10 protein-coding genes are annotated in these 12,850 nt (G+C 55.5%); 3 read left to right on the plus strand and 7 right to left on the minus strand.

Translation table 11 applies throughout. From position 1 onward, the window contains the following. The first annotated feature begins 241 nt into the window (after window positions 1–241). Complete coding sequence (gene typA, locus BJP35_RS06860) at window positions 242–2,065, plus strand: ribosome-dependent GTPase TypA (protein ID WP_014172248.1); 1,824 nt, start codon at window positions 242–244, stop codon at window positions 2,063–2,065. A gap of 83 nt (window positions 2,066–2,148) precedes the next feature. Here typA and ompL read toward each other — a convergent pair whose 3' ends face one another. From ompL to yihU, 7 genes are all read right to left on the minus strand, one after another. Beyond that, window positions 2,149–2,835: a porin OmpL gene (gene ompL / locus BJP35_RS06865; RefSeq protein ID WP_020883984.1), complete on the minus strand. Its 687-nt coding sequence runs from the start codon at window positions 2,833–2,835 to the stop codon at window positions 2,149–2,151. A 74-nt stretch (window positions 2,836–2,909) separates the two neighbouring features. Continuing rightward, window positions 2,910–4,334, minus strand: a complete 1,425-nt coding sequence (locus BJP35_RS06870; protein WP_086462980.1) for an MFS transporter — start codon at window positions 4,332–4,334, stop codon at window positions 2,910–2,912. Window positions 4,335–4,377: 43 nt separating this feature from the next. Further along, a complete protein-coding gene (locus tag BJP35_RS06875; protein WP_020883982.1) occupies window positions 4,378–5,760 on the minus strand; it encodes an MFS transporter in 1,383 nt (460 codons plus the stop codon). A gap of 45 nt (window positions 5,761–5,805) precedes the next feature. Next, window positions 5,806–7,830, minus strand: a complete 2,025-nt coding sequence (locus BJP35_RS06880) for an alpha-glucosidase (RefSeq protein ID WP_020883981.1) — start codon at window positions 7,828–7,830, stop codon at window positions 5,806–5,808. Between the two features lie 16 nt (window positions 7,831–7,846). Then, window positions 7,847–9,088: a sulfoquinovose isomerase gene (gene yihS, locus BJP35_RS06885; RefSeq protein WP_014172243.1), complete on the minus strand. Its 1,242-nt coding sequence runs from the start codon at window positions 9,086–9,088 to the stop codon at window positions 7,847–7,849. A 14-nt stretch (window positions 9,089–9,102) separates the two neighbouring features. Beyond that, window positions 9,103–9,978, minus strand: a complete 876-nt coding sequence (gene yihT, locus BJP35_RS06890) for a sulfofructosephosphate aldolase (RefSeq protein ID WP_047742336.1) — start codon at window positions 9,976–9,978, stop codon at window positions 9,103–9,105. A 17-nt stretch (window positions 9,979–9,995) separates the two neighbouring features. Further along, window positions 9,996–10,886: a sulfolactaldehyde 3-reductase gene (yihU, locus tag BJP35_RS06895; RefSeq protein ID WP_040018305.1), complete on the minus strand. Its 891-nt coding sequence runs from the start codon at window positions 10,884–10,886 to the stop codon at window positions 9,996–9,998. A gap of 155 nt (window positions 10,887–11,041) precedes the next feature. On the opposite strand from yihU, the gene BJP35_RS06900 reads away from it, so the two are divergent. Both BJP35_RS06900 and BJP35_RS06905 read left to right on the plus strand, forming a co-directional pair. Next, window positions 11,042–11,938 (plus strand): sugar kinase, encoded by an 897-nt coding sequence (locus BJP35_RS06900; RefSeq protein ID WP_040018304.1) that lies wholly within the window; start codon window positions 11,042–11,044, stop codon window positions 11,936–11,938. A gap of 34 nt (window positions 11,939–11,972) precedes the next feature. Further along, window positions 11,973–12,773 carry a DeoR/GlpR family DNA-binding transcription regulator gene (locus BJP35_RS06905; RefSeq protein ID WP_020883978.1) on the plus strand — a complete coding sequence of 267 codons (801 nt, stop codon included), beginning with the start codon at window positions 11,973–11,975 and terminating at the stop codon, window positions 12,771–12,773. Window positions 12,774–12,850 lie beyond the last annotated feature (77 nt).

Consider the following 12,850-nt stretch of genomic DNA (forward strand, 5'->3'; position numbering starts at 1 on the left):
GCGCACCATAGTGCAAAAGTGCTGCACCACAATGGTTATGTTGCACCAGTATAGTGCTTCAGTGTGAACACTGAGCACCATATTGGTGCAATTTTCGTTAAAGTGCCCTTTTTACGCTCCGTGAAAGCGATCACAAAGCATCTCTGCAATACTTGTTTGCGGGGGATGTTTGTGATCCTGTTTTGTAGTGCGATTAATCCGTGTACAATAACGCGCTATTTCTAATGCCTGAGGCAAAGTTGTGATCGAAAATTTGCGTAACATCGCCATCATCGCGCACGTCGACCATGGTAAAACCACCCTGGTTGATAAGCTGCTGCAGCAGTCCGGTACGTTTGATGCTCGTGCCGAAACTCAAGAGCGTGTGATGGACTCCAACGATTTGGAGAAAGAGCGTGGGATTACTATCCTCGCGAAAAACACCGCTATCAAATGGAATGACTACCGTATCAACATCGTTGATACCCCAGGGCACGCCGACTTCGGTGGTGAAGTTGAGCGCGTGATGTCCATGGTGGATTCCGTGCTGCTGGTGGTTGACGCATTTGACGGCCCAATGCCGCAAACGCGCTTCGTGACCAAAAAAGCATTTGCCCATGGCCTGAAACCTATTGTTGTTATCAACAAGGTTGACCGTCCGGGCGCGCGTCCTGACTGGGTTGTTGATCAGGTGTTCGACCTGTTCGTTAACCTCGACGCGACCGACGAGCAGCTGGACTTCCCTATCATTTACGCTTCGGCGCTGAATGGTATCGCGGGTCTGGATCACGAAAATATGGCGGAAGACATGACTCCGCTGTATCAGGCGATTGTCGATCACGTACCGGCTCCGGATGTTGATCTTGATGGTCCGCTGCAGATGCAGATCTCCCAGCTGGACTACAACAACTACGTTGGCGTTATCGGTATCGGCCGCATCAAACGCGGTAAAGTGAAGCCGAACCAGCAGGTTACTATCATCGATAGCGAAGGCAAAACCCGTAACGGTAAAGTGGGCAAAGTGCTGACTCACCTGGGTCTGGAGCGTATCGACAGCGAACTGGCTGAAGCGGGCGACATCATCGCGATTACCGGTCTGGGCGAGCTGAACATCTCTGACACCATCTGCGACCCGCAGAATGTGGAAGCGCTGCCAGCCCTGTCCGTTGATGAACCAACGGTAACCATGTTCTTCAACGTCAACACCTCTCCGTTCTGTGGCAAAGAAGGTAAATTCGTTACCTCTCGTCAGATCCTTGACCGCCTGAACAAAGAGCTGGTGCACAACGTTGCGCTGCGCGTTGAAGAAACTCAGGATGCTGACGCATTCCGCGTTTCTGGTCGTGGTGAGCTGCACCTGTCTGTTCTGATCGAAAACATGCGTCGTGAAGGTTTCGAAATGGCGGTTTCCCGTCCGAAAGTTATCTTCCGCGAAATCGACGGCCGTAAACAAGAGCCGTTCGAGAACGTAACGCTGGACGTTGAAGAGCAGCATCAGGGTTCTGTTATGCAGGCTCTGGGTGAGCGTAAAGGCGACCTGAAAAACATGAATCCAGATGGCAAAGGCCGCGTACGTCTCGACTACGTGATCCCAAGCCGTGGTCTGATCGGTTTCCGTTCAGAGTTCATGACCATGACGTCCGGTACCGGTCTGCTGTACTCCACCTTCAGCCACTACGACGACGTGCGTCCGGGTGAAGTTGGTCAGCGTAACAACGGCGTTCTGATCTCCAACGGTCAGGGTAAAGCGGTTGCGTTTGCGCTGTTCGGTCTGCAGGATCGCGGTAAGCTGTTCCTGGGTCACGGTGCTGAAGTTTATGAAGGCCAGATCATCGGTATTCACAGTCGTTCTAACGACCTGACTGTAAACTGCCTGACCGGTAAGAAACTGACCAACATGCGTGCGTCCGGTACTGACGAAGCAACGGTTCTGGTTCCACCGATCAAGATGACCCTGGAGCAAGCTCTGGAGTTCATCGATGACGACGAACTGGTAGAAGTGACCCCACTGTCTATCCGTATCCGTAAACGTCACCTGACCGAGAACGATCGTAAACGTGCAATGCGCGGTGCGAAAGAAGAGTAATACGGTCAATCCGTAGGCCGGGTAAGCGCATGCGCCACCCGGCACGTAAAAAGCCGCTGAGCGATCAGCGGCTTTTTTTATTATCAGAACGAATACCTTAACCCCAGGCGGATACGGTACTGCTCGCGGTTGTAATCATTCCATCTGTCCAGCCACTGAAGCTCAAGATAGGGCAGCCAGTTTTTATCGATTTTATAGCTAAATTTGTGAGTGATTTCCCAGTGATGGTCTTTGCCATTTTTGCTGTGGTAATCGTTCACGCGCTGGAAAAAATGCGGTTCAAAGGTATAGAAAAACGCATCCGTGACTTTGAAATTCCAGTAGTTAGCGAATTCGTGGGTGTCGTTTTTATCCATCTGGCCGTTGTAGTCCGGCGTATCGTAATTGTTGTGGTTATAGCGATAACGGAAGGTCAGGTTAAACCAGTCGAGAAATTTATAATTGGTATCCAGATAGATAGCGCCTCCGGACCCGGCGCTGCTGTCATTCAGTAAACCGCCAGGCTGAAAGGTGAGTTTATCGGTCGGTTTAAAAAGCGGATACCACCCTTCAATTTCGTTATAGCTGTGCTTAAGCTCGTCCCATTTGCCCACGTTATAGGCGTTAGTGAACATCAGCCCCGCGCCCTTATCGAAGTTATAGCCGGCACGCAGGATCACTTCGTGCAGTTCAGAGGCCGTATTATAGGCTTCGCGCGTTTCGACATAGGCGCCGGCAACTGCCGAGCAGGACACAGACGACACAACCAGTGCAGTAACGATTCTTTTCATAATCAGTCCATGTATGAGGTACAGAAAGGCCCCCCTCCTGTTACACAGGAAGGGAATCAGGGCCGGATTTATTGTTATAAAGTGACTGCTGACGCTTTATTGTTGGTGGTTAACTCAGGGGGTTTTGCGGGTTGTTTTTTCCGTTTTCCAATCTCCTCAATAATAAAGGCGAAGCGTGCTTCGTTGAGTTTATAAAAGAGTCCCATGGTTATCGCGGCAACGATCGCCAGGCCGCACGGCCAGAGAAAAATTAGCTGACGGAGCCCCAGTAGCGTGCCCGCACTCTGCACGGCGTGTGGAATGTAGCCAATCTGCGTCAACATAATGCCCGGCAGGAAACCGGCGAGGGCGGCGGAGATTTTGCGCGAGAAGGTATAACCGGTATAAACCGATCCTTCGGCGCGAATGCCTGTTTTCCACTCGCCATAATCCACGGTATCGGGCACCAGCGCCCAGTTGAGGCTGTTTACGAATGCCGTACCGAAAAAGGCCATGCAGGAAAAGAGCACAAAGAGCAGGGAGCTGGTTCCCCAGAGGAAGTTCATTACGTCGCCCACGGCCCACAGCGTCAGCCCGCCAAGGTAGACCGGCTTCTTGCCGAAGCGCTTAACCGCGCCAGGCACCAGAAACACGCCAACCAGAATGCAGCCCATACTGAAAAAACCCATCCACGACAGCAGATGCAGATCGTTTAGCACGTACTGGGTGTAGTAGACCTGAATCGCCAGTTTGATATTAAACGCGGCGAGGGTGCAGAGGTTGGCGATACACAACACCAGCAACGGCGGGTTGCGGAAAATGGCACAGAAGGATTTCAGGATGCCAGGCTTATGATGATCGGGCGTAACCTCCACATAGCGCTCTTTCACAGCGCTGTAGCACCACCACATGCAGAACAGACCGCCGGTGACGAACACCAGTGCGGCCACCAGATAGCCGAGAGAGGGCTGGCTGACAAACAACGCCTGAATTGGCATAAACCCCACGGTGCAGAGCAATAACCCAACCGTTGCGCCGCCCTGGCGCCAGGCCGCAAGCTGTGCCCGCTCGTTCGGATTTTTAGTGATGGCGGGAACCATCGCGCCGTAAGAGCAGTTCATCAGGCTATAACAGAGGCCAAACATCATGAAGAGCAGGGTGGCAATAGCGGTTTTCACCGTCAGGCTAAAATCGGTGGCCACAAACTGCGCCGTGGCCACCAGGGCAACCGGCACCGAGGCATAAAGAATAAACGGCCTGAATTTGCCTCTGGCACCGATGTTACGCCGCGAATCCAGCAACACCCCGGTCAGCATATCGGTGAATGCGGTAAAGAACTTCGCCACCAGGAAAATAATGCCGCCATAAAAAGCGGGCATGCCCAGTTCATCAGTATAAAACTTCAGCAGATACAGCGTGCCAATACAGAGCATCAGGTTAGAGCCAAAATCGCCCATCCCGTAGGCGCACTTTTCGCGCAGGCTCAGCTTCAGGGTTAACGGATCACTCTTGTGTGTCATGGTCGATCCTCACAGCGCCCCGCAGGGCGCTCTCTCAAGTCAGTTATGCTGTACGTTTGCGCAGTTCAATTTCTTCCACGATGCGCACATACATCTTCTCGTTGAGGTTGTAGAAACAGCCCATCGCCACGATGGTGATGACGGCCAGCAGACTGGGGTAGATAAATATCAGCTGCCGCAGCCCTTCAACCGTTCCGGCGGATTGCACCACGTTTGGCACATAGCCGATTTGCGTGAGCATGATGCCGGGGAAGAAGCCGGCCAGCGCCTGTGAGACCTTCCGGAAGAAGGTAAAGCCGGTATAGACCGTCCCTTCGGATCGCACGCCGGTGCGCCACTCGCCGTACTCCACGGTATCGGACACCAGCGCCCAGTTGAGGCTGTTCACGAAGGCTGAGCCGAAGAAGGCCAGACAGGAGAACGCCACAAAGCTCACCGAACCACCGCCAAAGAAGTAGTTGAGCAGGTCGCCTGCCACCCAAATCAGCAGCCCGCTGATATAGACCTTTTTCTTGCCGAAGCGACGCACCGCGCCGGGCATCATAAAGACGCCGATAAAAATGCAGCCCATGCTGAAAAAGCCCATGTAGGACAACAGAATAGGGTCGTTCAGCACGTACTGCGTGTAATAAACCTGAATGGCGAGCTTAACGTTGAAGGCCCCCAGCGTGCACAGGTTGGCGATGCAGAGAATAAACAGCGGTCGGTTACCGGCGATGGCGCGAAACGACTGCAGCAGGCCGGGCTTCTGGGCTGGATTGGCGGGCTGCATTTCAACGTAACGCTCGGTCACGCCCTTATAGCACCACCACATAAAGAACAGCCCGAACAGCGAGAAGAGGGTCGCGGCAAAGATATACCCAAGCTGGTCATTGCCTTCAATCAGGTTCATTACCGGCACAAACCCGACGGTACAGAGCAGCAGGCCAAGCGTGGCGCCACCCTGACGCCAGGCGGCCAGCGAAGCGCGCTCGTCCGGGTTTTTGGTAATGGCCGGCACCATCGCACCGTAGGAGCAGTTCATCATGCTGAAGAACAGGCCGTAAAGCATGAACAGCACGGTCGCCATCACTGTTTTGCCGGTGATTTCAAACGGCGTGCCGACAAAGTTTGCGATGGCCAGTAACGTCACCGGGAACGCCGCATACAGCACGAACGGGCGGAATTTGCCCTTAGGACCGATCTTGCGTCGGGAATCGAGCATGATACCCGTGCCCATATCGGTGAAGGCGGTGAAGAACTTGGCAATAAGGAAGATGATCCCGCCGTAGGTACCAGGCAGGCCAAGAACGTCGGTGTAGAACTTCAGCAGATACAACGTGCCGATATCCAGAAGGATGTTAGAGCCGAGATCGCCCATCCCGTAGGCGAGTTTCTCTTTAAACGGCAGGCGTAGCGTTGCCGGATCGGAAGCGTGTTGACGCATTATTGTTCTCCATCTGCCCGCAGGCTTCCCTGCGGGCGAGCCTTATCAGATATGACGTAAGGTGCTAAACAGGTCTGCCCATTCGCTTTGCTGGCGATAAAACACCGGCGGTTTGCCGAGCGGAGCGTCAACGGTGATGTCACCGCCCTCATGCGTTTCACCCGTCCAGGCATTCACCCAGGTGTCCTCAGGCAAATAGAGCGTCCAGTCACGACGGCCTTCTTCATGGACCGGTGCCACCAGCAGATCGCGGCCAAACAGATACTGGTATTTCAGCGTGTAGCTGCGCGCATCGTTTTCGTAATGCAGGAACAGCGGACGCATCACCGGCAGGCCGCTTTTCGCGTTCTGCGCAACGGCGGCTTTGATGTAGGGCTTCAGGGTAGTGAAGACGGTCGTCATACGCGCAAAGTGGGCGATGGTTTCGCCGTCGCCATCAAACTGCCAGTTATCGCCAGGGCGGTTGCCCTCGTGGGTACGCATCATCGGTGTGAAGGCGCTGAAGTCGCACCAGCGCAGCAGCAGCTCTTTGCTGCGTTTCATCTCAAACAGCGTGGTATAACCGCCGATGTCGCTGTGATGCAGCCCGTGCCCGGTCATTGCCAGTGAGAGTGCCGCAGGAACCACTGACGCCAGACCGTCGTCCAGGCTCCAGTCGACGTTCTGATCGCCGGCCCACATCATCACCGAGTGTTTCTGGCTGCCGGTATAACCCGCGCGCATAAAGAACAGGATCTCGCCGAGCTTGCCGGTCTCTTCCAGCGCCTCGTAGTTACATTTCGCCCATAGCGCAGGCCAGGCGTTGTGCATGATTTCCGCGCTCACGCCGTTGTGCAGGAAGGTATCAGTCGGCAAATATTCACCAAAATCAGCCATCCAGCCGCCACAGCCCAGCGCTATCAGGTTCTTTTTGATGACCTCTTTGTACCAGTCGTAGGCTTCCGGATTCGTCAGGTCGATAACGCCCGCATAGAACTCGCCGAACTCGACGTGATAGTCCTGCCCGTCGGCGTTTTTGGTCAGATAACCGCGTTTCGCCGCCTCTTCACAGAGGTCTCTGTCGCTGGCCACGTAAGGGTTGATATAGGAGAGGAACTGCACGCCCTCTTGCTTCCACTGCGGGATACGTGTATCCAGCTGCGGATACAGATCGCTGTTCCACTTCCAGTTCCACATCACGCGTTTGCCAAAGGAGGTCATCCGGATGCCGGACCAGTCCTGCGCCCAGATACCGTTCACCTTCACACCGCCGTTGCGCATGGTGTCGAGCTTTTGCTGGCACACGTCGGTGCCGCCCTGAACGCCCAGCGTTACCCCGTCGTAAACCCAGTCCGGCAGTTCGGGCTGACGGCCCAGTAACCCGGTCAGTTTTTCCAGCAGATCGACATACGTTTGCGCACATTCGAAGCGCAGCGTGGCGTTATCTTCCCAGAAGGCCAGCTCGTGGAACCCCGGCGCGCTGAAGTCGAAATTCATATAACAGCTGTTATCCACGTGGCAGTAGTACTTCTGGGTACTCACAAAGGTGGGTTGCGGGAAGAAGGTCCAGTAGTAATCGCCGCCCGCGTTCTCTTTGCAGTCTGCCTGCCAGGTGACGTAGGTCTGCTTATTACGGCCCACGCCCTGCTCGCTAGTCCACAACGGGAACGGCTTGCCGCGCAGGTCGAAGTAGGAGAACTGCTCTCCGCAACCATAGATATGATCCTCGGGCTGGGCCGCCAGCCGCAGCCAGATGCGGTTATGGCAGGTGGCATCATTTTTGAGTTTCAGCTCCAGGCGTCCTTCGGCATCCACACCCACCAGTAGCGTGGCGCTGACGGCGTCACCCCGGGTAAAGCGAATCGCCCAGCCCGCATTTTGCGGCGCGACGGTGGCCTCGGTCAGGGCAATTTTTTCGTTGAGTTTGTCTTTGATGCTGAAGTTGCCGCGAAACATCTCGATATCGGCTTCACCTGCGCCGATCCACAGGCACGGGGTGTCGGCGGTGTGGGACAGAATCAGACGATCCTGCCAGCTCAGGGTGAAACCATGTTCACTGCTTTTAAGAATAATATTGTGTAGGGTACGCATAAGATCTCCGTTTTTATTATTTGGCCTGGCTATCCAGTAATCCGGCGGCAACGGCCGGGGCTAACCCTGGCGCCAGCGGTAAGCGAGGGATCACCAGGCAATGCAGCAGATGATAAATATCCTGCTTGCCGTCCCAGACTTTGGTAGTCACTTCGTTATGGATATCCAGCTCCTGCCACCATGAACCGTTCTCGTAGTCGATCAGGTATTTGATGCAGTAATCCCACCATTTCTGATACCAGGCTTCGTACTGCGCCTCGCCGGTGACGGTATAGAGCGCATAGGCCGTTCCCATCGCTTCGACAATCGGCCAGCGCACGCGCTCGCGAACGATGGGTTTACCGTCCCAGCCAACGGAATAGACAAAACCGTCGGCACCATCGGGTGCCCAGGCGTCACGGATTGTGGCGTGGAACAACCCTTTTGCATCTTCCAGCAGCCATGCGGGTGGTGTTTCAAAACGCGCTTCCAGCGCAGCGCGCAGGTGCAGCATCAGGCGGCCCCACTCGATCCAGTGGCCTGGCGTACCGCCGTAGGCGCGAAAACGGTGAGCGGGGTTATCAATGTTGTAATCGCGGATGGGGTTCCATTGCGTATCGAAATGCTCATTAACCCGGTACTCGCCCTTGCGTGCCACGTCGTGAATGATCACCGAAGCAATGCGCAGGGCGCGGTCGAGCCATTTACGGTCATGCGTCACGTCATACACAATCAGGAAGGCTTCGACAGCGTGCATATTGGCGTTGCCGCCACGGTACTCTTCGGTTTTGCTGAAGGCCTCATCCCAGGATTCCAGGCACATCTGTTCCTGTTCGCTCCAGAAATAACGCTCAATCACCTCGATGGCATCGTCCAGTAACTTGCGAGCCTGTGGATGGCCCGTGGTGACGGCGCTGGCCGCGCCCAGCAAAACAAAGAAGTGCTGATAGCCCTGCTTGGAGGCATCCATAACGCCTTCATCGTTAATACAGGCGTACCAGCCGCCATATTGCGGGTCACGCAGCGGACCATTCAGGGCGTTGATGCCATGCTCCACCAGGGCATATGCGCCGGGACGCCCCATGTTTGCCGCCACGGCATAAACGTGCAGCATACGGGCGGTGATCCACAGATGCGTGCCCATATCGCTGCGCACCTGACCGTTATTGCCCAGCCATCCAAAACCGGTCGGCACGGCGGCGTTTTTACCGAAATCGAGAATGCGGTCAGTCTCTTGTTCAAGCCAGCGGTTATGGCTCAGGGTGTTAAACCATTTCATGTTCGGGTCCTTTCTTAACGGCGAGCCATCATTTCGTCGACGATCTCACCCAAACGCTGCAGTTTCGGCACAGAAATATCACGGAGCATCAGTTCCGTGTCCGGCAGGCCAATCACTGATGACCAGACGGCGCGGCCGGCTAAAAAGCCGGATGCCCCCGCCTGCATCGCAACACTCACCGCCCTTGGGAACAACTTATCGTCCACGCCGGATGAGAGGATCACCCACGGCATGGCGATGTTCTCGTTCAGTTTTTGCGAGGCAGTCAGCAATTCCTGCTGACTGCCTTTGCCGAACAGGGGCATCTCCACTTTGTAGAGGTCAGCTCCGCTGTCTCCCAGCTCTTTTGCCGCGTCGATAATGGCCTGTTCACGATTAAACGTCGCGCCGCGACGCGGCGGGCGGACTACCGGCTCAATAATGCTAAGTAGTCCATTGTTATGGCACAGCTGATTGAACGCCTTCACCATCTCCAGACGCTGCTGTGGATCTTCGTCGCTACGCCACAGCACCAGTAGCTTCAGTGCTTTGCCGCCATCGCGCCTGACCGCCTGAACATCAACGTTTTTATCGATGACGACGCTGTCAACGGGGATCCCGTTCCCCGGAATAAATTCGTCTGCTGCCACAATCATCGCGCAGCTTTTGGCAACGGCCTGTTGCTCAACGATCTGCTGGTAGCAAAACTGCTGATCGACAAGAATGGCGGAGGCATACGGCGACAGAATTTTGGCCGCGTTGACCTTAAAGTCGGTGAGATGCCGATCGGTGACCGGCACCGGAGCGCCCGCCGCAGCAAACATCAGGCGCATCGCTTCGCGCTGGTCAACGGCCAGCATTGCAAAACCGCCGGAAGGTCGGGTGATATCTTTCAGGGTGTACATCGTCATTCCTCAGTCCTTTCGTATCAGTGTGTTTTTTTCAGCCCGGCGGATGCGCGAACCTGTTCAAGAATGGCTGTCCAGTCTTCGCGCCCGCGTCCGGCGGCCCGCGCCTGGTTGTAGACTTCACGGGAGGCGGCGCCCAGCGGCATCGGGACGTGGAGCTGGTTTGCCACGTCCAGCGCGATCCCCAGATCTTTATGCGCGAGGTCGATCATAAAGGCCGGTGTAAGATCGCCTTTGAGCACCTTGTTAGGCCATGAGGTGGTGAAGTGGCCTTTGCCTGCTGGCGTACCGCTCATGACGCTGAGCGCCACATCGAAAGAGAGGCCGAGGGCTTCACACAGCACGGCGGCTTCAGCGGACAGCGCGTTCAGGGCAATGCTCATGTAGTTGTTAATAAGCTTCACGCGGATACCCATGCCTGGCCCACCTGCGTTTATCAGTTCATTGCCCATCGCCATCAACACCGGCGTGGCTCGTTCAACCTGCTGCGCGGTGCCGCCAGCCAGAAGGAGTAATGTTCCGGCGACGGCATGGTCCGATGTGCGTCCGACAGGCACATCCATCATGCTGAAACCACGTTCAGCCATGTCGTGGATCAGGGCATCGGTCTGTAGCGGGTGAATGGTGGACATATCAATGACCAGCGCTTCGCGGGATAACCCTTCGCAGACGCCCTGCTCACCAAACAAGACTGTGCGAACCAGGTCTCCGTTTGGCAGCATGGTGATGACAAATTCGGCCTCCTTTACTGCCTGTGCAGGCGTGGCTGCAGCCAGGGCTCCACGCGCCACCAGGGCCTGTATCGCCTGTGGGTTTACATCAAAAACGTGAAGCTGGTGGCCCTGTTTAAGCAGATTCGTTGCCATAGGCGCACCCATCTGTCCTAACCCGATAAAGGCAATTGCTGACATGCTTCTCTCCTGTCACATCGTGTCAATTATTGAGCGTTTGTGTTGTCTGTTTTTGATCGTATTTGTAATTTATAGTCAAAAAATTGACAGGGGTCACTTTTTAAACATTTCGTGAAATTAAAATGAGAGCATCAGAAAACGCAGAAGGAATCACCATGACTCGCATCGTTTGTGTCGGCATTACCGTGCTGGATCGCATCTGGTATCTCGATGATTTACCGAAAGAAGGTGGCAAATATGTCGCAAAAGACTATACGGAGGTGGGCGGCGGTCCTGCGGCGACTGCGGCGGTGGCGGCAGCGAAACTGGGGGCTGAGGTGGACTTTATTGGCCGGGTGGGTGATGACGATACCGGCAGAAGACTGCTCGCGGAGCTGGAGTCCCTGGGGGTAAACACGCGCTATACGCGGAGGGTGAAAGGAGCCCGTTCATCGCAATCGGCCGTGCTGGTGGATGGTCACGGGGAGCGTGTCATTGCTAACTACCCCAGCCCCGATCTCCCGGCTACGGCGGCATGGCTGCAGGATATCGACTTTTCGCAATGGGATATCGTATTAGCCGACGTGCGCTGGCACGAAGGGGCTAAACAGGCGTTCACCCTTGCCCGCCAGCAGGGCGTCAGCACGCTGCTTGATGCCGATGTCACCCCGCAGGACATTGCTGAGCTGGTCGCCTTAAGCGATCACGCGGCCTTCTCCGCGCCGGGTTTGCGGCGTTTAAGCCAGCTGGACGACACGGAAAGCGCGCTGAGAAAAGCACAAACGCTCACAAATGGACATGTCTACGTCACGCAAGGGCGTGAAGGGTGTTACTGGCTGGAGCAGGGCGCGCTTCGTCATCAGCCGGGATTTGCGGTCGACGTGGTGGATACCACAGGTGCAGGGGACGTCTTTCACGGCGCGCTGGCGGTGAGTCTGGCGCAGCAGGGGGCTTCACCAGACGCGGTACGTTTCGCGAGTGCGGTTGCGGCACTGAAATGTACCCGGCCCGGAGGACGGGCGGGTATACCTGACTGTGATCAAACCCGCTCTTTTTTGTCACTTTTTGTATAAAATGCGGGGCGTGATGGTTTTCAGAGGACAGCCCATGAGCCTTACCGAACTGACCGGCAACCCGCGGCACGATCAACTGCTTACGTTGATTGCTGACCGCGGCTATATGAACATTGATGAACTGGCGCAACTGCTGGACGTCTCAACGCAAACCGTGCGCCGGGATATCCGCAAGCTGAGTGAGCAGGGGCTGATCACGCGTCATCATGGCGGCGCGGGCAGGGCATCCAGCGTGGTGAACACCGCGTTTGAGCAACGTGAAGTCTCCTTGACCGAAGAGAAGCGGGCCATTGCCGAAGCGATTGCCGACTACATTCCCGATGGTTCAACCATCTTCATTACTATCGGGACGACGGTGGAGCACGTTGCCCGGGCGCTGCTCAACCATAATCATCTGCGCATCATCACCAACAGCCTGCGGGTGGCGCATATTCTGTATAAGAACCCGCGCTTTGAAGTGATGGTGCCTGGCGGTACGCTGCGTCCGCATAACGGAGGCATTATCGGGCCTGCGGCGACGGCGTTCGTGTCAGGCTTCCGTGCCGATTACCTGGTGACCAGCGTCGGAGCAATTGAACACGACGGCGCGATGATGGAGTTTGACGTTAATGAAGCCAGCGTGGTGAAAACCATGATGGCCCACGCGCGACATATTTTACTGGCGGCCGATCATACGAAATACCACGCCTCTGCTGCCGTTGAAATTGGTAACGTCTCGCAGGCAACCGCGCTCTTCACCGATGAGCTACCGGGATCTGCACTGCAAAATCATCTCAAATCCAGCAAGGTTGAAGTCGTTGAGGTGAATTCAGGCGACGAACAGCAGGCAGGCTAGCCCTTCTTAATGGCCCGATATTCAGGCTCGGGCCTTTCCTTTCTGTAAGCTGAATCTGGCGCATAGCCAAACCTTAT

It is taken from the genome of Enterobacter sp. J49 (genome assembly GCF_002148625.1).
Classification (GTDB): Bacteria; Pseudomonadota; Gammaproteobacteria; order Enterobacterales; family Enterobacteriaceae; genus Enterobacter; species Enterobacter ludwigii.

What these genes read in the sequence shown, in the direction of transcription:
- BJP35_RS06880 (WP_020883981.1), bottom strand. Translation starts at nt 7,830, where the DNA reads ATGCGTACCCTACACAATATTATTCTTAAAAGCAGTGAACATGGTTTC.
- yihT (WP_047742336.1), bottom strand. Translation starts at nt 9,978, where the DNA reads ATGACGATGTACACCCTGAAAGATATCACCCGACCTTCCGGCGGTTTT.
- BJP35_RS06870 (WP_086462980.1), bottom strand. Translation starts at nt 4,334, where the DNA reads ATGACACACAAGAGTGATCCGTTAACCCTGAAGCTGAGCCTGCGCGAA.
- BJP35_RS06905 (WP_020883978.1), top strand. Translation starts at nt 11,973, where the DNA reads ATGAGCCTTACCGAACTGACCGGCAACCCGCGGCACGATCAACTGCTT.
- ompL (WP_020883984.1), bottom strand. Translation starts at nt 2,835, where the DNA reads ATGAAAAGAATCGTTACTGCACTGGTTGTGTCGTCTGTGTCCTGCTCG.
- yihS (WP_014172243.1), bottom strand. Translation starts at nt 9,088, where the DNA reads ATGAAATGGTTTAACACCCTGAGCCATAACCGCTGGCTTGAACAAGAG.
- yihU (WP_040018305.1), bottom strand. Translation starts at nt 10,886, where the DNA reads ATGTCAGCAATTGCCTTTATCGGGTTAGGACAGATGGGTGCGCCTATG.
- BJP35_RS06900 (WP_040018304.1), top strand. Translation starts at nt 11,042, where the DNA reads ATGACTCGCATCGTTTGTGTCGGCATTACCGTGCTGGATCGCATCTGG.
- BJP35_RS06875 (WP_020883982.1), bottom strand. Translation starts at nt 5,760, where the DNA reads ATGCGTCAACACGCTTCCGATCCGGCAACGCTACGCCTGCCGTTTAAA.